At 54.2% G+C, this 20,845-nt stretch carries 18 protein-coding genes and 1 other RNA gene; 9 read left to right on the plus strand and 10 right to left on the minus strand.

From position 1 onward, the window contains the following. Positions 1-447: 447 nt before the first annotated feature. Both DVA44_RS05525 and DVA44_RS05530 read right to left on the minus strand, forming a co-directional pair. The gene (locus DVA44_RS05525; protein ID WP_114385922.1) at positions 448-3,252 is read right to left on the minus strand and encodes an Ig-like domain-containing protein; all 2,805 of its coding nucleotides are present in this window, start codon (positions 3,250-3,252) and stop codon (positions 448-450) included. Positions 3,253-3,938: 686 nt separating this feature from the next. Continuing rightward, complete coding sequence (locus DVA44_RS05530; RefSeq protein ID WP_114385923.1) at positions 3,939-4,493, minus strand: YceI family protein; 555 nt, start codon at positions 4,491-4,493, stop codon at positions 3,939-3,941. A 210-nt stretch (positions 4,494-4,703) separates the two neighbouring features. On the opposite strand from DVA44_RS05530, the gene DVA44_RS05535 reads away from it, so the two are divergent. The 3 genes from DVA44_RS05535 to DVA44_RS05545 all read left to right on the plus strand — a co-directional run bounded on the left by DVA44_RS05535 (position 4,704) and on the right by DVA44_RS05545 (position 6,917). Beyond that, a complete protein-coding gene (locus DVA44_RS05535) occupies positions 4,704-5,393 on the plus strand; it encodes an N-acetylmannosamine-6-phosphate 2-epimerase (RefSeq protein ID WP_114316980.1) in 690 nt (229 codons plus the stop codon). A gap of 215 nt (positions 5,394-5,608) precedes the next feature. After that, positions 5,609-6,610 carry a zinc-binding alcohol dehydrogenase family protein gene (locus tag DVA44_RS05540; RefSeq protein ID WP_114385924.1) on the plus strand — a complete coding sequence of 334 codons (1,002 nt, stop codon included), beginning with the start codon at positions 5,609-5,611 and terminating at the stop codon, positions 6,608-6,610. A 16-nt stretch (positions 6,611-6,626) separates the two neighbouring features. Next, the gene (locus DVA44_RS05545) at positions 6,627-6,917 is read left to right on the plus strand and encodes a putative quinol monooxygenase (RefSeq protein WP_168194508.1); all 291 of its coding nucleotides are present in this window, start codon (positions 6,627-6,629) and stop codon (positions 6,915-6,917) included. Positions 6,918-7,157: 240 nt separating this feature from the next. On the opposite strand, the gene DVA44_RS05550 is transcribed toward DVA44_RS05545, so the two are convergent. Next, positions 7,158-8,117: a reverse transcriptase family protein gene (locus tag DVA44_RS05550; RefSeq protein WP_114385926.1), complete on the minus strand. Its 960-nt coding sequence runs from the start codon at positions 8,115-8,117 to the stop codon at positions 7,158-7,160. A 1,156-nt stretch (positions 8,118-9,273) separates the two neighbouring features. Between DVA44_RS05550 and DVA44_RS05560 the strand changes: the two genes are divergently transcribed. After that, positions 9,274-10,394 (plus strand): IS3-like element ISSen4 family transposase gene (locus DVA44_RS05560; protein ID WP_087451024.1). Its coding sequence is split into 2 segments (ribosomal slippage): positions 9,274-9,532 and positions 9,532-10,394, totalling 1,122 coding nucleotides; the frame shifts between segments, so codons are not numbered across the junction. Positions 10,395-10,934: 540 nt separating this feature from the next. Here the strand turns inward: DVA44_RS05560 and ssrA are convergent. Then, positions 10,935-11,298: a transfer-messenger RNA gene (ssrA, locus tag DVA44_RS05565) on the minus strand. A 90-nt stretch (positions 11,299-11,388) separates the two neighbouring features. After that, the gene (smpB, locus tag DVA44_RS05570) at positions 11,389-11,871 is read right to left on the minus strand and encodes an SsrA-binding protein SmpB (RefSeq protein ID WP_103180795.1); all 483 of its coding nucleotides are present in this window, start codon (positions 11,869-11,871) and stop codon (positions 11,389-11,391) included. Positions 11,872-12,027: 156 nt separating this feature from the next. Here smpB and DVA44_RS05575 point away from each other — a divergent pair, with 156 nt between their 5' ends. After that, the gene (locus DVA44_RS05575) at positions 12,028-12,465 is read left to right on the plus strand and encodes a type II toxin-antitoxin system RatA family toxin (RefSeq protein ID WP_197080107.1); all 438 of its coding nucleotides are present in this window, start codon (positions 12,028-12,030) and stop codon (positions 12,463-12,465) included. Beyond that, the gene (locus DVA44_RS05580) at positions 12,455-12,742 is read left to right on the plus strand and encodes an RnfH family protein (protein ID WP_168194457.1); all 288 of its coding nucleotides are present in this window, start codon (positions 12,455-12,457) and stop codon (positions 12,740-12,742) included. The genes DVA44_RS05575 and DVA44_RS05580 overlap by 11 nt, the downstream gene beginning before the upstream one ends. A gap of 96 nt (positions 12,743-12,838) precedes the next feature. On the opposite strand, the gene bamE is transcribed toward DVA44_RS05580, so the two are convergent. The 3 genes from bamE to nadK form a co-directional block, all read right to left on the minus strand. Continuing rightward, positions 12,839-13,180 (minus strand): outer membrane protein assembly factor BamE, encoded by a 342-nt coding sequence (bamE, locus tag DVA44_RS05585; RefSeq protein ID WP_114317035.1) that lies wholly within the window; start codon positions 13,178-13,180, stop codon positions 12,839-12,841. Positions 13,181-13,331: 151 nt separating this feature from the next. Next, positions 13,332-14,993 (minus strand): DNA repair protein RecN, encoded by a 1,662-nt coding sequence (gene recN / locus DVA44_RS05590; protein ID WP_114385929.1) that lies wholly within the window; start codon positions 14,991-14,993, stop codon positions 13,332-13,334. A gap of 85 nt (positions 14,994-15,078) precedes the next feature. Next, positions 15,079-15,957, minus strand: a complete 879-nt coding sequence (nadK, locus tag DVA44_RS05595; protein ID WP_103180790.1) for an NAD(+) kinase — start codon at positions 15,955-15,957, stop codon at positions 15,079-15,081. Positions 15,958-16,078: 121 nt separating this feature from the next. Between nadK and grpE the strand changes: the two genes are divergently transcribed. Continuing rightward, entirely contained in the window at positions 16,079-16,672 is a 594-nt protein-coding gene (gene grpE, locus DVA44_RS05600) for a nucleotide exchange factor GrpE (RefSeq protein WP_139157085.1), read from the plus strand. Between the two features lie 53 nt (positions 16,673-16,725). Here grpE and DVA44_RS05605 read toward each other — a convergent pair whose 3' ends face one another. Together DVA44_RS05605 and DVA44_RS05610 are read right to left on the minus strand one after the other, a co-directional pair. Beyond that, positions 16,726-18,012 (minus strand): HlyC/CorC family transporter, encoded by a 1,287-nt coding sequence (locus tag DVA44_RS05605; RefSeq protein WP_114385930.1) that lies wholly within the window; start codon positions 18,010-18,012, stop codon positions 16,726-16,728. A gap of 18 nt (positions 18,013-18,030) precedes the next feature. Beyond that, a complete protein-coding gene (locus DVA44_RS05610; RefSeq protein WP_103822531.1) occupies positions 18,031-18,822 on the minus strand; it encodes an inner membrane protein YpjD in 792 nt (263 codons plus the stop codon). Positions 18,823-18,988: 166 nt separating this feature from the next. On the opposite strand from DVA44_RS05610, the gene ffh reads away from it, so the two are divergent. Together ffh and rpsP are read left to right on the plus strand one after the other, a co-directional pair. Beyond that, entirely contained in the window at positions 18,989-20,350 is a 1,362-nt protein-coding gene (ffh, locus tag DVA44_RS05615) for a signal recognition particle protein (RefSeq protein ID WP_103180786.1), read from the plus strand. 246 nt (positions 20,351-20,596) lie between these two features. Further along, positions 20,597-20,845 (plus strand): 30S ribosomal protein S16, encoded by a 249-nt coding sequence (gene rpsP, locus DVA44_RS05620; protein WP_003863133.1) that lies wholly within the window; start codon positions 20,597-20,599, stop codon positions 20,843-20,845.

The following is a 20,845-nucleotide window of genomic DNA, read 5'->3' on the forward strand; positions in this document are numbered from 1 at the left end:
AGTGGGAGTAAAGGTGATATTCAATATGATATATTTGAAGGGATGTTTAATATTGCCGGATGTGGGTTGAATTAATAAAGAGTTGTGCTATTTAGATGAGCGTATAAGTTAAGGCAACCAGGTTATTTGGTAGAAATGTTATTAGGGTGGGGGAGGTCACATTATTTTCTTTTTGGGGGGGAGGTGAGGGAGTATATGTGGCGAAGCAGAGGTTCCGTTCACCTCACGTTTTCTGCTTCTCTGTTACCCCTGAATCGGTGAACGTGCCAGGGTGGCTCAATCGCCACCACCCTGGCGACCCGGGCTCCCGGCAAGACGGCGATTTTCAGCCGGACCAGGGAGCCGCTTTAATTCTGTTATTATTCTGGAATTATTTCATTGCGTTAACATTTTTGTGCCGGGTTTTGTAGGCCGGGTCAGGCGTAGCCGCCACCCGGCGGGATTAAGTTAACCGGTGATAATATGATTCTGGTTCACCAGCTCCTCGTAGGTGGTCTGCACTTTATCCAGCGTCACCAGCGTGGCCGGGGCAAAGCTGGTGCCTGCACCATCCCGGTCGAGCGTGATTGTCGTGCCGCCATCGCTGTTGCTGGTGACATGGAGATAATCACCCAGCGTGTTGCCATCGCCATTCCAGCCCACCAGCAGCTGGCTGATGTCGATTTTGTCGCCCTGCGCCAGCGAGAAGTTGCTGACGTGGTCTCCGCCATTATCGCTGAGCACGTTGTAAATCAGCGTCTCGCCCGTGGTGCTGGCGCTCAGGGTGCTCACCATCGGCTCCTCGCTCTGGGCAAACGCCGCGGTTGCCACTGATGTCGTCGGTGGGGTCGGGGCCAGCGGGTCGACGTTAATCGTCCAGGTTTCAGAGATCAAGCTGTGATTGCCGCGGCGGTCAACCGCATCGGCGGTCAGGGAGTGGAGCCCATCGGTCAGACTGGCGGGCACCTGGAACGACCAGTTACCCGCTGAATCGACCTCCGTAAAGCCGATCTGCATCTGCTCGCTGTAGACATAAATTTTGGTGCCGATCTCACCGGTGCCGGAGATGAGCGGCGTGCGGTCGTCGCTTAACGATCCGCTCTCGATGGTGCCGATGGTATCCGGTACGTTATCCACCACGTTGGTGATGAGTGGTGTGGCCGGTGGGGTCGTGTCGTCGGCTTCTACCGTACTGGGGGCGCTGGTGTTGCCCGCCTTATCGGTGGCGGTAAGACTCATGATCTCCCCGTTCAGCTTGGCGGTGGGCAGCGTGAAGGAGAAGCTGCCCGATTCGCCGACAGTCAGCTCGCCGAGTTTAGGGGTCCCTTCCATGATGACCACGGTGCTGCCCACTTCCGCCGTGCCGGTGAGCGCCAGGCCATTATCGGAGACATCCAGCTCTGCAGGTGGCGCCGGTGGCGTGGAGTCAAGGGCGGTGGCCTGCGCCGGCTGGCTCGGGTTTTGGGCGGTATCGAAGGCGTAGACCGTCAGCACTTCGCCGTTGAGCTGGTTCGGGGCGATATTGACGGTGAATTTGCCGTCGGCACCCACGGTGCCGGTACCTATCTCCTGGCCCGTGGCATCGCGTACCGAGATGCGGGCATCCACTTCCGCTTCACCGCTCACGCTGTCACCCGTCGCGGCGACGGTGAGGGCTGTCGGTGCCGCTGGCGGGGTGATGTCCGGCACAGGCAGCGAAGAGGCCGGACCTTCGTTACCCGCCCGGTCAGTAGCCACGGCGCTCAGGGTTTCGCCATTGGTCTGCGGGGTGGTCAGGGTCAGCGAAAATGCCCCGTTGACGTCCGCGATGGCCTCACCCAGGCTGTCACCCACGTCGTTGGTGACCGTAACCGTCGAGTTGGGCTCGGCGCTACCGGTGACGATGGTGCCAGTGGCATTGATGGTGAGGCCACTCGGCGCGGCAGGCGGTGTGCGGTCGACGGTAAATTCAAACGGCGTGGAAGAGGGGCTCAGATTGCCCGCAACATCCGTCTCCGTCAGGGTAAAGGTCTGTAGCCCTTCCGTCAGCGGCTCGGCAAGCTGGTAGCTCCAGGAGCCGTTGTCCGGAACGATGATCTCCGCCACCAGCAGATCGTTGTGGTAGAGGGTAATGGTGCTGCCGGGATCGCCCGTGCCGCTCAGCACCGGCTGGTTGTCATCGGTAAACCCCCCGGAGGTGATGAACCCCTGGATGTTGCCCACCTCATCCATCACCTGCAGCACCGGCGCATTCGGAGCGACGGTATCAATGGTGAGATTAAATGCGGGAGAGTCCGGGCTGGTATTGCCTGCCGGGTCGGTAGCGCTGGCGGTGATCTGATGCAAGCCGTTAGCGAGATCGGCGGTTGGGGTAAATGTCCAGCTACCGTCGCTGTTCACTACCGTGCTGCCGATGTTCTTCCCGTTATCATACACCGTGATGGTCGAACCGGCCTCGCCGCTGCCGCTAAAGACCGGGCGCGGATCGTCGGTGGTCTGATCGCTGTTCAGCGCCCCGGTCAGGCTGCCGGCGTTGTCGTCAGCGATAATAATCATGGGCGCATCTGGCGGGGTGGTATCCGCAGCGGTAAGGCTGGTGGGCGGGCTGACGTTGCCGGAGCTGTCGGCGGCTGTGGCCGTCAGGGTCTCGCCGTTGGTGTAGGGCACCCCCAGCTCGACGGTAAATTCGCCATTGCCGTTGGCTTTGGCTTTGCCCACCACGTTACCGTTGGCATCGGTGATGGTTACCATGCTGTTGGCTTCGGCGCTGCCGAGCAGCTGGGTGTTACCGTTGGCGAAATGCAGGTTAGTGGGCGCGTCGGGCGGCGTGGTATCCTGCGCTACCGGACCCGGATCGATGCGATCGTCACCGCCCCCACCGCCGCCGCCCCCACCGCCTGCTGCCAGCGCAATGCCCCCCGCTGCGGCCACGCCACCCAGCACCCACGGCCAGATAGGGGTATCGCCCGATGAGCTGCTGACGTTACCGGCAATCAACGCGTCGGTTGACGGGATCGACTGGTAACGCTCAACCGCCAGCGGATCTTCAATCCACCACAGCGCGCCGTTTTCATTCAGTACCAGCTGATGATCGTTGACGTAGTAGTTCTTTAGCGTCACGGTTTCGCCGTTGGTCATCCTGACCAGCAAATCGTTATTGCTGCGGGAATAACTGGCAATATCGCCCCTGCCTGCATCGAGCTTAACAACGGAATCCTCGCCCAGAATGATCTGGTTACCTTCTGCGACTGTTTGTTGATGCGTCAGTCTGGAGATAACAGTGAATTTACTCATTTGTATGACTCCCAACAGAGTGTAATGAATGCTGTGTGTAAAAATCGTTTTTCTTTCAGCAGATTTTAAGCGTCCCGAAGGAGACACTATTTGTCAGAAATAATGTCCTGCTGTAATAGTTTTTCTGCGACTTTGTTGTTTTTGCGCAGGCGTGATGATTGCCATCCCTGATATTTATATTGCTGGCTTTTTATAAGTGCATTAAAGGATATAGTCAGAAAGAACCAAAAGCGCAAATGACGAAGCGGTGAAATAAAACATAGCCGATCGCTAAACTGCGCTGAAACCCAGTTAACAAGTAAGTAATTGTTGAGCGTGTTACTTAAATTCTTGTTTTATTGTGCTTTTATTATGGTTTATTGTCTTTTATTAGTGCAGGTAATGAAGCGGAGAATGCGAGAGATCACAAATTTCAGCGCTGGAGTAGCTTTTTTATTTATTAAGTGTGAGGGCGCGATAACACTCTGCGCATGCTATTTCCGCAACTGGGTAATAGAAGCGTTGCTGAATTTTTGAATAATACAAAGGCATGATTTTTTCTCTATCGGATAACGCCTTTCAGGAAATGCTCTACGACATTCGCACTATTTTTTACGTGTGTATTATTTTCAGAAAGGCAGTATAGAACAGGCGGGATTTTTTACCGGGGCAATTATTAATAAATATTATTGCCTCAGGTCAAAAATTTACTGACGCCGCATCGCCTGGATCTCAATGGCAATGGCGATGCGATCGTCCACCACCAGCGCAAAGCGATCCATCTTATATGCGGAACGGGAGATGGCGGTGGTAGCATGCAGCGCGATCGCCTCGTCCGGCAGACGATCGAGCGTGGCTTCGAGGATCACCGGGCGGCTAAGATCGCGGACGGTGAGAGTGCCGAACGCGCGGTAATGATCGTCCTTAACCTTCACCACCCGGGTGCTGGTAAAGGTGATCGTCGGGTAGCGGGCGGCGTCAAAGAACATATCGCTTTTCAACTGCCAGGTGAGCAGATTATTGGAGGCCTGAAGCGTAGCGACCGGCACCGACACCCGGATGCGATCGTCAAATTCATTGTCCGGGTTCAGCGTGACCGTCCCCGTCACCCCCTGGAGATGCGCCCAGGAGGGTATGCCGCCGAAGGCGCGCCACGACAGCTTGATGGCGGTCTTCTGGGTGTCGATGGCATAGACAACGGGGGCGGCGTAAAGCGACGGGCAAACGAGCGTGAAGACCAGCAGAAAAATGCGGCGCAGCATTAGGGGCTCTCCCTTTCACAGGTTGCAAGTTAACGCATCAGCGCGCAGGCTTGTTTGGTGTAAGAGGGGTGTTGCCCTGCGTGAGAATAAGCGTAGAAACAGGGAAGCGCATCAGCAAGGGTTAGCAGGATCCTTCCCCGCATCGCGGGTAAAAGAGCGAACCGGCTTGCCAGATACCCGGGGCAATCTGAATATCTTAACGGAGGGGTTATGTCGTTCCTTGAAGAACTGGATGCAAAAGTCAAAGCCCAGAGCGGGCTTATCGTCTCGTGTCAGCCGGTACCGCACAGCCCGCTGGATAAGCCGGAGATTGTCGCGGCCATGGCGCTGGCGGCGGAGCAGGCGGGAGCCGTAGCGCTGCGCATTGAAGGTATTAAAAACCTGCGGGCGGTGCGTGCCGTGGTGAGCGTGCCGATAATTGGCATTGTGAAACGCGATCTGCCCGACTCTCCGGTACGCATTACGCCCTGGCTGGAGGATGTGGATGTTCTGGCAGAAGCAGGGGCCAGCATTATTGCTTTTGACGGTACGCAGCGCCCGCGCCCGGTACCGATTGACGCTCTGCTTGCCCGCATCCGTCACCATCAGCTGACGGCAATGGCAGACTGCTCCTCGCAGGAGGACGGGCTGTATTGCTACCAGCTTGGGGTTGAGCTGATTGGCACCACGCTGTCGGGCTACACCTCAGAGGTGACGCCCACGGCCCCGGATCTGGCGCTGGTATCGAGCCTGAGTCAGGCCGGGTGCCGGGTGGTAGCCGAGGGGCGTTACAATTCGCCGGAACTGGCGGCGCAGGCCATTGAGCATGGGGCATGGGCCGTGACGGTCGGTTCCGCCATCACCCGGCTGGAGCATATCTGTCAGTGGTATCGGGACGCATTACAGAGGGCGTCAGAATGAGCCCAAGCGGCATTATCGCGCGCTGACTGATCTTCACATCACGCGTCATCTTCATGACTTGTCAGGCGTGCCCCGCGCGGACAGTATCCCATCTTCAAGCCGGGCCATTTTCATCTCCCGAGTACAAGTCTTATCGTCGCGAGGCTATTTTTCCCGTCATAGCTACGCTTTACCATCACATTATTGCGACACACACGATAAACGACGGAGAGATTATGAAAGCCATTGCCATTACCCGTTCTGCCCCTGACAACATCGCGTTCCTGCAGGATATCGAATTGCCGCAGCCGCAAGCGACAGGACACGATCTGCTGATTGAAGTGAAAGCCATCTCCGTAAACCCGGTAGATACCAAGGTCCGCGCCGGTTTTACCGGCGATACGCCGCGCGTTCTCGGCTGGGATGCTGTTGGTGTGGTGGCAGCGGTGGGCGAGGCGGTAACACTTTTCGCGCCCGGGGATGAAGTCTGGTATGCCGGTGCGCTGGGACGGCCTGGCAGCAACAGCGAGTTTCAGCTGGTGGACGAGCGCATTGTCGCCCTGAAGCCAAAAACCCTGGATAACGCCTCCGCTGCCGCGATGCCGTTAACCGCCATCACCGCGTGGGAGATGCTGTTCGATCGCCTGGGCATTCAGGAGCAGGGTAATGAAGGCGACACGCTGCTGGTTGTCGGCGCGGCGGGCGGGGTGGGGTCCATCCTGGTGCAGCTGGCGCGCAAGCTGACGAAAATGACTGTGGTAGGTACGGCGTCACGCCCGGAAAGCCAGCAGTGGGTGCGGGAAGCGGGGGCGCATCATGTTATCGATCACAGCAAACCGCTGTCGGAAGAATTAGCCGCCGCGGGCATCAAAGAGGTCACTCATGTCGCCAGCCTGACCCACACCGCAGCGCACTATGAAGAGATTATTAAGGCCCTGGCGCCGCAGGGCAAACTGGCGCTGATTGACGATCCCGAGACGCTGGATGCCCGCCCGCTGAAAGCAAAAAGCATCTCCCTGCACTGGGAGTTTATGTTCACCCGCTCTATGTTTGAGACCGCCGATATGATTGCCCAGCACCAGCTGCTGACCCGCGTGGCAAATCTTATTGATGAGCAGGTGCTTACCACGACGCTGGGTGAGCATTACGGGGCGATTACAGCGGAGAATGTGCAGAAGGCCCATGCGCAGCTCGAGACCGGGCGTGCGGTCGGGAAGATTGTTCTGGAGGGGTTCTGAGATGGCTTCCTCTGACATCATCACACTTATTGCGGTTCTGAAGGCGAAGCCCGGCAAACGTGACGCGCTCAAGACGGCCTTACAGGCGCTGCTGCTGCCGACCCGTCAGGAGCCGGGCAACGTTGAGTATCAGCTGTTTCAGCTGCGCGATACGCCGGACATGTTTTACGTCCGGGAAGCCTGGCGAGGCCAGGAGGCACTAGAGGCTCACATTGCGCTGCCCCATTTCCAGGCCTTTATCCTGCAGATGGATGAGTTGCTGGCGGAGCCGCTGCGGCTGGATTACCTGACGGCGGTAGAGGCTTAAGAATTATGTTGAGGGACGCAGGGAAGGTTGGAGTACTGGAATAGAGGGACAGTAGTAACAAAAAAGCCCGCATTGCGGGCTTTCAGGACTTTGTATCAGGCTCTGGTGACCGTTAACAAAGAATTTTGGTGGAGCTGGCTTGAAGCGACACCAAATACTAACTGTCTGATTCTTTGAGCAATGTAGCGGGAATCAATGTCACAGCAGTATGGCACACCCAACTAGCTACGATCAATAGCCCTAACTGCCCTGAGTTGATTGCTTTTTGGCTGCTCTTAGTTGCTTAGTGAAGAAACGAGCTCTGTCTTTCTGTCTGAAATCAACTTGACCGGCCGCATGCAGCTTGCCTGCTAGCTTTTCTAGATGGATTATTTTTGCTGTGTTGTCTGTTGCATCAGCCAAAATAGCGAATTCTTTTCCGATCGAATCATTGTGTGCCCAACGAACCTTAAGTTCTCCATCCTGAATCACTATCCCTGTAAGCAGCTTTCCTTCTGATGACGTATAAAATCGCTCTTTTTTGTCTTTAGAGGTGAGACCATGAGAACGAATACATTTTTTAGCTTGGGCAGCAAATCCTTTCGGGATTTTCGAGCCGGAGAACGCTACATCGTCAACATATGCCGTAAATACTAAGCTGCTTGATGCTGCAAGATGGCTAAGCTCGTCAAACATGTCTTTATGGGCCCAAAACGCCATAGCCATGCTAATAGGGCTACCTGTGGGCACTTTTCCTGCAAAGGTTGCGAGATTGGTCATGACATAAGCCACATCAGGTGACATCTCGAATTTTTCAACAAATGCTTTGTAGACCTTCGCAGCTCTAGTCGAGGGGAAAAACTTGTGAATGTCGAGCTTCAGAAGTTCAGTTGCTTGCCTGTGAGATTCAGCATTGGTCAGAGTTGAATGCTTTTTCCGACCGGAATGCAGGTAGGAGGGTAACTCAATTCTGCTCAATAATGCACCAATCCGTTTATGCACGACTTTTAGTTGAGCACTCGGCTCTTGGATTGTCCTTCCTGCATCGTTTTTGAATTCTTTGTACGCAGAGTCAAGCATGAGCTTATCTGCTTGTTTCTTTGATAAGCTTATGATTTCTAACAGTTTATTTTTTGATTTGAGCTTATAAAGAGGGGATTGGTTCAAAGGATAAAGTTTGAGAGGACTATGAAGACTAGAGGAACGTTTTGTGCTTATCATCGTTGTTGGTCCTATCTTTTACGGCCTCCATTGGAATAAACCCTTGATGGATGACCAGACGGAAGCAACTCCTTCAGAATGAAAAACCTCCGAGATGATCTCGCGGATGAGTAGACCGAGCAGATACTTGGCTACACCCTTGAAAAAACCTTTGGAACGGTCGTTCGCACAAAACGTTTGCTGAACACTAGTCCGGTACTTCTTACGTGTCTTGCGACTCATAATTACATCTCCTTTTCAGTTCCCGATGACCGACATGGCCACCAGTCTCGCCTGAACTGACAGGAATAAGAGATGTTCAGCAATTAACCCCAGTTTTCGACGTCACAGCGTGACGTCCTCTCGCCACAAATCCAGCGATCCCAGCTGTCCCGGTACGAACCAGAGCGTCGGTGATGCGTAGCATCGTAACGTTGGAACATTGAGCAAGCGTGGCATGCGTCGTGTGGGGGAGAGATCAGAGGCCGAAACCTCCACGATGGCTGACAAGCAGACCATCAAGCTTTTGCGAGAAATTCTCTCCTAGGTACTAGCGGGGACATTTTATGATCATATTCATGTAGTTAGCAATAGATCGGTAAGAGCTTTGTTTCGAAATGTGAGTGATGATGAGAGAGGGAATTAGGACGCGAATTCAACTCCCTAACTGGGAGCTGAATTCGTAGCGACGGCTATTGAGATAGAAGCGAACCAAGGAATCATTGGCACGACTATGAAATCAAAGAATAACAGTAAGTTACCTTTACGTTTCGATTCCGAATGCACCACTACTTTGTAGCATTCATCGGGCTTGTGTCAGTAGTATGAACCTTCGATTTTGTTCAATAGCTGAGTGAATCTGAGATGTTCATAGAATTGATTTCGGTACTCGTTAAACTTGGCCCCTGTATCATCTGTTGTAAGACCCGGATAGAACAGCTTATCCATGCTGGCTGTTGCTGGGAAAAGTTGTCCACGCATTTTTTTAGTTACTGAATCTACACAAATCTTGTTCAGGTCTTTCTTCCGTAAAGATTCAGTATATTGCTGACTGACTGCGGCGTAATTTTTAACGTTGAGATAATTGCTATCAATGGCTATATCCTGTGACCTGCTCCCCGTTGATTAGTACACCCCGATGTTAGTAATGTCTTCATAAGCCACATGAGGACATCCCATGAAGAAGCGTTTTTCCGACGAACAGATCATCAGTATTCTCCGCGAAGCCGAAGCTGGGGTACCCGCCCGTGAACTCTGCCGCAAGCATGCCATTTCCGATGCCACGTTTTACACCTGGCGTAAGAAGTATGGCGGTATGGAGGTGCCTGAAGTTAAGCGCCTGAAGTCGCTTGAGGAAGAGAACGCCAGACTCAAGAAGCTGCTTGCCGAAGCCATGCTGGATAAAGAGGCGCTTCAGGTGGCTCTTGGGCGAAAGTACTGACGACAGACCAGAAGCGGGAAGCCGTGATGTTGATGTGTGATGCGACCGGTCTGTCGCAACGTCGTGCCTGCAGGCTTACAGGTTTATCCCTGTCGACCTGCCGCTATGAGGCTCACCGTCCGGCTGCTGATGCGCATTTATCAGGGCGCATCACTGAGCTGGCACTGGAGCGCAGGCGTTTTGGCTACCGTCGTATTTGGCAGTTGCTGCGCCGTGAAGGGCTTCATGTTAATCATAAGCGCGTGTACCGGCTTTATCACCTCAGTGGCCTGGGCGTAAAACGCAGAAGACGTCGTAAAGGGCTGGCAACAGAACGTCTGCCGCTGCTCCGTCCGGCGGCGCCCAATCTGACCTGGTCGATGGATTTCGTCATGGACGCACTTTCCACCGGTCGCAGGATCAAGTGTCTTACCTGCGTCGATGATTTCACAAAGGAATGCCTGACGGTCACTGTTGCCTTTGGGATTTCAGGCGTTCAGGTCACGCGTATTCTGGACAGCATTGCACTGTTTCGAGGCTATCCGGCGACGATAAGAACTGACCAGGGGCCGGAGTTCACTTGCCGTGCACTGGATCAATGGGCCTTTGAGCATGGTGTTGAGTTGCGCTTAATCCAGCCGGGCAAGCCAACGCAGAACGGATTTATTGAGAGCTTTAACGGACGATTTCGCGATGAATGTTTGAATGAGCACTGGTTCAGCGATATCGTTCATGCCAGGAAAATTATTAATGACTGGCGGCAGGATTATAACGAATGCCGCCCGCACTCCACGCTGAATTATCAGACACCGTCTGAATTTGCAGCGGGCTGGAGAAAGGGTCATTCTGAGAATGAAGATTCCGACGTTACTAACTGAGTGTTGTATCTAATCGTGGGGGCAGGTCAGGGTGGTAAGATAATTCGGTTGGGCGATTAGCGTAGTTTATTAATGTTTTAATAAGAGTTATATACAGCTGTTTATATGACCTTAGATGAATTGCTGGCGGCAGGGCATGTCGTGTCAGTTTGTGGAGGGGGGTTATTTCAACTTCCGATGAAGCAAAAATCTTGGTTATTAGTGCTGAGAATGTCAACGTCTGGTCAATACTTTGGCAACAAGTTTGTGCACCTTTACTAAATTAGTCATCGAACGCTGCTTAAATATGACTGTGATTATATACAGCGCTTGCTGTGAAAAAAAACAGCCTCGAGGCGGGTAGAGTGCAAAATGGGTAAAGGTTTTTGTTACCCTTAGTTACAAATAGAAAAACCCCAGAGTGTGAAATCTGGGGTTCTTTTAAAGTGCACGTGCATTTCACGTGCATGTTTTTGTCTTTTCTCGGTCTGTCTGCTGCCTGGTCAGTGTCCGTAAGTGGCTGTTTTTATTGCCGCTGTCCGGTTGCAGTCCTATCAAAAGTGGTGGAGCTGGCGGGAGTTGAACCCGCGTCCGAAATTTCTACATCCTCGGTACTACATGCTTAGTCAGTCTTTACATTCGCTGGCCAGCTGCGGACGGACACGCCACTGACAAACTAGCCTGATTAGTTTTAACGCTTCAACCCCAGGCAGGGCCTCCACGCGATCTCTTTTGGGTTTGACCTCTCTTTGATCCCCGTCTTAAGAGCGGAAGCTAGGGAGAGAGGGCTCTTAGCAGGTTATTAAGCTGCTAAAGCGTAGTTTTCGTCGTTTGCGACTATTTTTTTGCGGCTTTTTACGAGGCAAACCGCCCCTCGGCATGCACCTTGGGTTTCGCAAATCCCGTCGAATCCAGAATCAGCCCCAATAGTGTTACTGCAAGTATACCAGAATTTGCAGACCGGTTACCACCCCGGAACGCTAACTTATTGAATCGCTCAATAAGTATCCGATAATTAACGGCCTGCGTGCTTCATGATGCGCGCTTTATCGACCTGCCACTCGCGATCTTTCACATCGTTACGCTTGTCGTGCTGCTTCTTACCTTTCGCCACGCCGATTTTCACTTTGCACCAGGCGTTCTTCCAGTACAGCGACAGGGCGAGCACGGTGTAACCTTCGCGGTTGATACGCCCGAAGAGCGAATCCAGCTCACGTTTGTTCAGCAGCAGCTTACGGGTGCGGGTCGGATCGCAAACGTAGTGAGAAGAAGCAACCGTCAGCGGCTGAAAGTTCGCGCCAAACAGAAAGGCTTCGCCATCCTTAAAGATCACGTAGCTGTCACCGATGTTGGCTTTACCCGCGCGCAGCGATTTAACTTCCCAGCCCTGCAGCGCAAGGCCAGCTTCGAATTCTTCTTCGATGAAATACTCGTGGCGGGCACGCTTGTTGAGCGCAATGGTTGCCGAGCCAGGTTTATGTGCTTTTTTCTTCGTCATAAGTGTCGTAAAGCCGTAGGTAATCTGATGTCAAAAAGTCACCTCATTGCGTCCTGTGAGGTCTAACGCGCTATATTAGCATGAGATAAGGCTCAGCGTTTTTTTAACAGGTGATAAATGTTATTATTTGTTTGTTGTTTGATCAGGAAAAATGTTATGCCTCAGATTAGTCGTACTGCGCTTGTCCCTTACAGTGTGGAACAGATGTACCAGTTAGTGAATGACGTACAGTCATATCCGCAGTTTATCCCGGGGTGCACCGGGAGCCGCGTGCTGGAGTCAGGCCCGACGCAAATGACGGCGGCAGTGGATGTCTCCAAGGCCGGGATCAGCAAAACGTTCACTACCCGTAACACGCTGACCAATAACCAGAGTATTCTGATGCATCTGGTGGATGGTCCTTTCAAAAAACTGATGGGTGGATGGAAGTTCGTTCCGCTGAGTGCCGATGCCTGCCGGATCGAATTCCATCTCGACTTCGAGTTTACCAACGCCCTGATTGAGCTGGCGTTTGGCCGCATATTCAAAGAGCTGGCGGCCAATATGGTTCAGGCGTTCACCGTGCGCGCCAAAGAGGTCTACAGTGCAGCCTGAGATCGTGGTGGAAGTGGCTTACGCGTTGCCGGAAAAGCAGTATCTGCAGCGCGTTACGCTGGAAGAGGGGGCGACCGTTGAAGAGGCGATCCATGCTTCTGGCCTGCTGACCTTGCGAAGCGACATCGATCTGGCGAAAAACAAAGTCGGCATTTACAGCCGTCCGGTGAAGCTAACCGATACCCTGAAAGATGGCGATCGGGTCGAGATTTACCGTCCGCTGATTGCCGATCCTAAAGAGCTGCGTCGTCAGCGTGCGGAGAAAGCGGCTAAATAAGCGGGTTTCCCCGGTGGCGCTGCGTTTACCGGGGCTACAGGCAGCGCGAGAAAACAAAAAAGGTGCTCATTGAGCACCTTTTGCATTTCTGAAACCTTACTCGTCGGTGAGCGCTGGTTTGTTGTCGATATTGGTCAGAACGCCGCTGCTGTTGAAAGTCAGCGTCAGGGTCTGCTGCGACACGTTTTCGTGGCCCGGTTGCTGACGGAAGACGTAGAACCAGGTATTCGTGCCGAATGGATCGGACATCATCGGTGTGCCCAAGGCATAAGCGACCTGCTGTTGCGTCATACCGACGCGAATTTTAGACACATCATTAGGTGCGAGATAGTTCCCCTGGTTGATGTCAGGGCGGTAAACCACTTTTTCCAGCGTGGAGCAGCCTGCGGTCATCATCAGAAGAACCGCTGCGGCAGCGGTCAGCGTTTTACAGCGCATAGTGATTTGATTCCTTTTCGGGCCCGGGCAATACGCGACGGCTCATATGTAATATGCCGATGATAATAGACCTTTCACCACATTAAAACCTCTGGCGGCCGGTCTGTCGGCGTTTTTATTGTTCTGTATGACCCTGAGATACCGAAAAAGTTTACGCAGCCAGCAGTTCTTTCGCATTCGCCAGCGTATTGCGGGTGACTTCGCTGCCGCCCAGCAGACGCGCCAGCTCCTGCAGACGGGCGCGCTTGTCCAGCGGCTGCATATGCGTTTCGGTCATCTCGCCATCGGTCTCTTTGCTGACAAAGAAGTGATGGTGGCCACAGCCGGCAACCTGCGGCAGGTGGGTCACACACATTACCTGGGTGGACTCGCCAAGCTGACGCAGCAGTTTACCAACCACCGCCGCGGTCGGGCCGCTGATACCAACGTCCACTTCATCGAAGATCAGCGCCGGGGTTTCCATTTTCTTCGCGGTGATCACCTGAATCGCCAGGGCAATACGCGACAGTTCACCGCCCGAGGCGACCCGGGAGATAGGCTGCAGCGGTTGCCCCGGGTTGGTGGTGACCCGGAATTCAATACGGTCTGCGCCTTCAGCCGTCAGGTGGTTGGCTTCAAACTTAACATCAATCGTAAAGACGCCGTGAGGCATCGACAGCAGATGCATGCTCTCGGTGATGTGCTGGCTCAGCTCCTGAGCGTAGCGCTGACGGACGTTGTGCAGCTGCGTCGCCGTTTCCAGAGCCTGCTTATGATGGACGCTGACGGCCAGAGAGAGGGTCTCCAGCGAGTCGGCCTGATCGTCGAGCTGATTCTGCTCATCAAGCAGGGACTGGTGAAAATTGGGCAACTCTTCAGGTGAAACGTGGTGCTTGCGCGCAAGGGAGATCTGACGCGAAATACGCTGTTCCAGCTCGAACAGGCGGTTAGGATCCAGATCCAGTCGCTCGCAGTAGTGGCGCAGCTCGTCGCTGGCTTCGGAGATCTGAATCGCCGCCTCTTCCAGCATATCGAGCATGCCAGAGACTTTGTTGTCCATACCGGCCAGTTCGGTCACAAGCTGGCGTACGGCATACAGCTGGCTTTGCAGGTTCACATCTTCGTCATCGGCCAGCAAATTCAGCGCCTGCTGGCTGGTGGAGAGCAGCTGGCCGCTGTTGGCCAGGCGCTTGTACTCTTCGTCAATCTGCTCAAACTCGCCCGCCTGCGGGCTGAATTCGTTTAACTCTTTCAGCTGATAGGCCAGCAGTTCGGCGCGGGCCGCACGCTCCTGGCTCTGCTGTTGATGCAGCGCCAGTTCGCGGCAGCTTTGATGCCACTGACGATAGTGAGCAGCCATCAGCTGCATCAGCGCAGACTCACCGGCGTAGCCGTCGAGCAGCGATTTCTGCTGTTCTGGTTTGATAAGCTGCTGATGGGCATGCTGGCCGTGGATCTGGATTAATAGCTGGCCGAGCTCGCGCAGTTGGGAGAGCGGCACCGCGGTACCGTTGATAAAGCCACGGGAGCGGCCATCACTGTTGAGAACACGGCGAAGTAAGCACTCACGTCCTTCTTCAAGCTGGTTTTCTTCAAGCCAGCGCAGTGCGGCGGGAGTGTCTTTGAGGGAAAAACGGGCGCACAGATCGGCGCGGCTGGCACCGGCGCGCACCATGCTGCCATCAGCACGACCACCAAGGCAGAGCCCCAGCGCGTCAATCGCAATAGATTTACCGGCCCCGGTCTCCCCGGTGATAGCCGTCATACCGCTGTTGAAATCAATTTCGAGCTCACGAACGATGGCGAAGTTGCTGATGGTCAGTTGTGCCAGCATAAACGTTTTCCTGTATGAAAAACCATAACTGTGTTTGTGTACAGTATAATCTGGTTTTTTATACAGTAAAGTGCTGGATGCTATTTCAGAACAATTTTTTCGACCAGCCGAGCTTGGAGCTTAATGTGTTGAAATAGCTGTAGTCTTTAGGGTGAATAAGATTCAGGTGATAATCGCAGCGGCGGATCAGCACATCTTCACCTTCCTGAATAGGCAGCGCGATTTGGCTGTCGCAGCTGATCTCCAGATCATTGCGGCGGTGGGAAAAGCGCAAACGGATGGTGCTGCTGCTGTTAATCACCAGCGGGCGGGCTGAAAGGGTATGCGGGAACATCGGTACCAGGGTGATGGCATCCAGCGAAGGCGTCAGGATCGGGCCGCCCGCCGAGAGCGAGTAGGCTGTCGAGCCGGTCGGCGTCGATATGATCAGCCCATCGGAGCGCTGCGAGAAGGCAAAGATTTCGTCGATATAGACTTCAAACTCAATCATATGCGCCACTTTGCCCGGGTGCAGCACCACTTCGTTGATAGCGGTACTGATTCGCTTCTGGCAATCCTGCTGGCAGACCTGCGCCTCCAGTAAAAAGCGTTTTTCTGTGATGTAGTGGCCTTCCAGCACGTCGGCGAGCTGCTGCTGGGCATTATCCGGGTCGAGGTCGGTCAAAAAGCCCAGGTTGCCACGGTTGATACCAATGACTTTAATATCGTAACGGGCGAGGGTACGGGCGGCGCCCAGCATATTGCCGTCGCCACCGACCACCACGGCCAGGTCGGCCTGCTGTCCAATTTCCGCCAGCGTGCCGGTTTTAACGTTTTTTAACTGCAGTTCCTGAGCAATTTGCTGTTCCACAATCACGTCATAATTTTTGGCGCACAGCCAGCGATAGAGCATTTCATGTGTCGTCAACGCGGTAGGGTGACGTGGATGACCGACAATTCCAATACACTTGAAATGGTTGCTCATTTTCTGAAGGTCCTTGTGCGAATGAATGATGACAATGTGGCTTGTTCCCTTGAATCCCGGAAACTGATCCCCATAATAAGCGAAGTTAGCGAGTTGAATGCAGAAAAACGCGGAGAAATTCATGAGTAGTAAAGAACAGAAAACGCCTGAGGGGCAAGCCCCGGAAGAAATTATCACGGAGCAGCACGAAGAGGTTGAGGCTGTAGAGGCTGAGGCTGGTGCTGAGCAGGTGGATCCGCGCGATGAAAAAATTGCGAATCTGGAAGCGCAGTTAGCTGAAGCCCAGAACCGCGAGCGCGATGGCATCCTGCGTATCAAAGCAGAAATGGAAAACCTGCGTCGCCGTACCGAGCTGGACGTTGAAAAAGCGCATAAATTTGCGCTGGAAAAATTTGTCAACGAACTGCTGCCGGTTATCGACAGCCTGGATCGCGCGCTGGAAGTAGCGGATAAAGCGAACCCGGATATGGCACCGATGGTTGAAGGGATTGAGCTGACGCTGAAATCCATGCTCGACGTAGTGAAGAAGTTCGGTGTGGAAGTGGTTGCCGATACCAACGTACCGATGGATCCGAACGTGCATCAGGCCATTGCGATGGTGGAATCTGAGGACGTGGCTGCCGGCAACGTGCTGATGGTGATGCAGAAAGGCTATACCCTGAACGGTCGTACCATTCGCGCGGCGATGGTCTCCGTGGCGAAAGCAAAGGCGTAATGCGCCTCCCGTAGTGCCGGGTGGTGGCGTCGCCTCACCCGGCCTACAACATCTTACTCCGCGACGCTCTCCCTCAGCGGTTTAACCGGCACGACCTTGACCTGCTTAATCATATTGTCCTGCACGTCCAGGATATCAATATCGTACTGACCAATCCGCACCCGCGTGCCCGCTGCAGGGATCTCCTCCAGCGCTTCCAGAATCATACCGTTGATGGTTCGGGCTTCCTCTTCCGGCATCTGCCAGTTAAAGGCTTTATTGAGTTCACGGACGTTCGCGCTACCGTCAATCAGCACCGATCCGTCATTTTGCGGCGTGACCTCTTCGGCAAGGGTAGGGGACATGGAGGTGGTGAAGTCGCCGACAATCTCCTCCAGAATATCTTCTACCGTCACCAGGCCCTGAATGTCGCCATACTCATCGACCACCAGACCCACTTTCTTTTTATTGCGCTGGAATTTAATCAGCTGGGTGCTGAGGGGAGTCCCTTCCGGGATGTAGTAAATCTCATCCGCCGCGCGCAGCATCACCTCTTTGGTGAACTCTTTTTTCTCGGTCATCAGACGATATGCTTCACGCACGCGCAGCATGCTGATGGTGTCGTCCAGCGAATCACGGTATAGCACGATGCGGCCGTGCGGGGAGTGGGTCAGCTGACGGACAATCGCTTTCCAGTCGTCGTTAATGTCGATACCGACGATCTCATTGCGCGGCACCATGATGTCGTCCACGCTCACCTTCTCCAGATCCAGCACCGACAGCAGCATATCCTGATTACGGCGGGAGATTTGCGAGCGTGACTCATGCACGATGGTGCGCAGTTCTTCCTTGCTCAGCGCGCTGCTAACCACCACATCCGCTTTGATACCAATCAGGCGCATCAGGATCCGGGTCACACCATTTAACAGCCAGACCAGCGGCATCATCAGAACGAGCATAGGCGACAGCAGGAAGCTGCTGGGATAGGCGACCTTCTCGGGATAGAGGGCTGCGATGGTCTTCGGTAATACTTCAGCAAAGACCAGCACCACAAAGGTCAGCACCCCGGTGGCGATAGCGACCCCGGCGTTGCCGTAGAGACGCATGCCGACAATGGTGCCCAGCGCGGAGGCGAGAATGTTGACCAGGTTATTGCCGATAAGCACCAGGCTTATCAGGCGATCTGGCTTACGCAGCAGTTTTTCTACACGGCGAGCGGCACGGTTACCCTGTTTGGCGCGATGACGTAACCGGTAACGGTTGAGCGTCATCATGCCGGTCTCCGAGCCGGAGAAATAGGCGGAGATAACCACCATGACGATCAGGGTAACGATCAGCGTGGTAGTGGAGATGTGTTCCAGGGGGAACTCCTTTGTTACTTAGCTGGCAAATTGCTGGATGACGCGGCTACCAAAATAGGCAAGGGTCAGGAGGCCTGCACCCGCCACGTTGAACCAGACCACGCGGCGACCGCGCCAGCCTTCATGATAATGGCCCCATAACAGGACAATATAGACAAACCACGCGATGATGGAGAGCACGGCCTTGTCGATATTCTCCATGCTGAAAAGATTGTGCATATAAAACAGGCCAGTGCTCAGCGTGAGCGTCAGCAATACTACGCCAACCTGGGTGATGTGGAACATCTTACGCTCAATGGTCATCAGCGGCGGCATCTCGTTGCTGAAGACCAGCTTTTTATTTTTGAGCTGGTAGTCAATCCAGGCCAGCTGCAGCGCGTACAGCGCGGCAATAATCAGCGTGGCATAAGAGAACAGCGACAGGCCAATATGCACCATCATGCCCGGGGTGGTCTCAAGGTGAGTAATAAACTCGTTCGGCATGAAGGTGGCAAAGGCCAGATTGATCAGCGCAAAGGCGTAGACAATGGGCAGCAGCAGCCAGCCGCGATTTTTCGACGCCACGATAGTCATCACCGTACAGATCATCAGGCTGACCAGCGAGCCGACGTTAAGCAGGCTCAGGTTCTGCCCGCTACCGTCGCCCGGCAAAATGCGCGCTTCGAGCGCAAAAGCGTGGCTTATCAACGCGATGACCGCCGACAAAATAGCCATTCGCCGCCAGCCACTGTTTTTTTGTAACAGGCCAGGAATGATCAGCGCAAGGCTGACAGAGTACGCGACGAGGGCGATCAAAGCGAAAACAGGCATATAGGTGTCGACAGTTGTCCTGATAAGAAAGAGATGCAGTATAACGTTACGTGAGGCGTGCTCCAACCGTTGCATAACAACAAAGGCGCCTTCATGTTATACTCCGGCAAAATTCTGTGTACGTGTCGCGCCAGCGACCTAACGTTTCTACCCCAGGCGAGAGACAATGTTTGATAATTTAACCGATCGTTTGTCGCGCACGCTGCGCAACATCAGCGGCCGTGGACGCCTTACCGAAGACAATATTAAAGAGACGCTGCGCGAAGTGCGTATGGCGCTGCTCGAAGCAGACGTCGCGCTGCCTGTCGTCCGTGATTTCATCAACCGCGTAAAAGAGAAAGCGGTTGGCCATGAAGTGAATAAGAGCCTGACCCCGGGTCAGGAGTTCGTCAAAATCGTGCGTAACGAACTGGTTGCGGCGATGGGCGAAGAGAACCAGAGCCTGAACCTGGCGGCGCAACCACCCGCAGTAGTGCTGATGGCGGGTCTGCAGGGTGCGGGTAAAACCACCAGCGTTGGTAAGCTGGGTAAATTCCTGCGCGAGAAGCACAAGAAGAAAGTGCTGGTCGTCTCTGCCGACGTTTATCGCCCGGCGGCGATCAAACAGCTGGAAACCCTGGCCGAACAGGTTGGCGTGGAGTTCTTCCCGTCCGATGTCGGACAGAAACCGATCGATATCGTTAACGCGGCGCTGAAAGAGGCGAAGCTGAAGTTCTTTGACGTGCTGCTGGTGGATACCGCCGGTCGTCTGCACGTTGACGAAGCGATGATGGACGAGATTAAACAGGTGCATGCCGCGATCAATCCGGTAGAAACCCTGTTTGTCGTCGATGCCATGACCGGTCAGGATGCGGCCAATACCGCAAAAGCCTTCAACGAAGCGCTGCCGTTAACCGGCGTGGTGCTGACCAAAGTGGACGGCGACGCCCGCGGCGGTGCGGCGCTCTCTATTCGTCATATCACCGGCAAGCCAATCAAGTTCCTCGGCGTCGGCGAAAAGACCGAAGCGCTGGAGCCGTTCCACCCGGACCGTATTGCTTCCCGTATCCTCGGCATGGGCGACGTGCTGTCGCTGATCGAAGATATCGAGAGCAAGGTTGACCGTGCCCAGGCCGAGAAGCTGGCCTCCAAGCTGAAAAAAGGCGACGGCTTCGATCTGACCGACTTCCTGGAGCAGCTGCGTCAGATGAAAAACATGGGCGGTATGGCGAGCCTGATGGGCAAGCTGCCGGGCATGGGGCAAATTCCGGATAACGTAAAAGCGCAGATGGACGATAAGGTCCTGGTGCGTATGGAGGCGATTATCAACTCCATGACGCTGAAAGAGCGCGCGAAGCCGGAAATCATCAAAGGCTCCCGTAAACGCCGTATCGCGGCGGGTTGTGGGATGCAGGTTCAGGACGTTAACCGTCTTCTGAAGCAGTTCGACGACATGCAGCGCATGATGAAGAAGATGAAGAAGGGCGGTATGGCCAAGATGATGCGCGGGATGAAGGGCATGATGCCCCCAGGATTCCCTGGCCGCTAAAAGGCCTGGCTTGTTTGCCATTTCGGCACCGGGGTGTGCTCGCCATCCTCACGTACTGCGTGTACGCTCCGGTGGCTGTGCGCACGCCGGCACCGAACTGACTGCACCGCCGACGGCCTTTTACGGCGGATTAGCAACTGTTGATTGCATTTTCCCCAGAAATCAGTAAAATTTTCGGGCTTTTAATATGACACCGGGCTCCTTCCCTCGATGGGGCCCGGTGTTTTATTCACACAAGAGGATGTTATGGTAACTATTCGTTTAGCACGTCACGGCGCGAAAAAGCGTCCGTTCTACCAGGTTGTTGTCACCGACAGCCGTAATGCACGCAACGGTCGCTTCATCGAGCGCGTTGGTTTCTTCAACCCACTGGCCGCTGGCGCAGAAGAAGAAACCCGTCTGGATCTGGATCGTATCGCTCACTGGGTTGGCCAGGGCGCTACTGTTTCCGATCGCGTTGCTACGCTGATCAAAGCAGCAAACAAAGCAGCTTAA

Origin of the sequence: Leclercia sp. W17, assembly GCF_003336325.1 — a bacterium.
Lineage (GTDB): Bacteria > Pseudomonadota > Gammaproteobacteria > Enterobacterales > Enterobacteriaceae > Enterobacter.

Excerpts from the sequence above, each read along its gene's own strand:
- DVA44_RS05525 (WP_114385922.1), bottom strand. The coding sequence starts at position 3,252 with ATGAGTAAATTCACTGTTATCTCCAGACTGACGCATCAACAAACAGTC.
- DVA44_RS05530 (WP_114385923.1), bottom strand. The coding sequence starts at position 4,493 with ATGCTGCGCCGCATTTTTCTGCTGGTCTTCACGCTCGTTTGCCCGTCG.
- DVA44_RS05535 (WP_114316980.1), top strand. The coding sequence starts at position 4,704 with ATGTCGTTCCTTGAAGAACTGGATGCAAAAGTCAAAGCCCAGAGCGGG.
- DVA44_RS05540 (WP_114385924.1), top strand. The coding sequence starts at position 5,609 with ATGAAAGCCATTGCCATTACCCGTTCTGCCCCTGACAACATCGCGTTC.
- DVA44_RS05550 (WP_114385926.1), bottom strand. The coding sequence starts at position 8,117 with ATGATAAGCACAAAACGTTCCTCTAGTCTTCATAGTCCTCTCAAACTT.
- smpB (WP_103180795.1), bottom strand. The coding sequence starts at position 11,871 with ATGACGAAGAAAAAAGCACATAAACCTGGCTCGGCAACCATTGCGCTC.
- DVA44_RS05575 (WP_197080107.1), top strand. The coding sequence starts at position 12,028 with ATGCCTCAGATTAGTCGTACTGCGCTTGTCCCTTACAGTGTGGAACAG.
- bamE (WP_114317035.1), bottom strand. The coding sequence starts at position 13,180 with ATGCGCTGTAAAACGCTGACCGCTGCCGCAGCGGTTCTTCTGATGATG.
- recN (WP_114385929.1), bottom strand. The coding sequence starts at position 14,993 with ATGCTGGCACAACTGACCATCAGCAACTTCGCCATCGTTCGTGAGCTC.
- nadK (WP_103180790.1), bottom strand. The coding sequence starts at position 15,957 with ATGAGCAACCATTTCAAGTGTATTGGAATTGTCGGTCATCCACGTCAC.
- grpE (WP_139157085.1), top strand. The coding sequence starts at position 16,079 with ATGAGTAGTAAAGAACAGAAAACGCCTGAGGGGCAAGCCCCGGAAGAA.
- DVA44_RS05610 (WP_103822531.1), bottom strand. The coding sequence starts at position 18,822 with ATGCCTGTTTTCGCTTTGATCGCCCTCGTCGCGTACTCTGTCAGCCTT.
- ffh (WP_103180786.1), top strand. The coding sequence starts at position 18,989 with ATGTTTGATAATTTAACCGATCGTTTGTCGCGCACGCTGCGCAACATC.
- rpsP (WP_003863133.1), top strand. The coding sequence starts at position 20,597 with ATGGTAACTATTCGTTTAGCACGTCACGGCGCGAAAAAGCGTCCGTTC.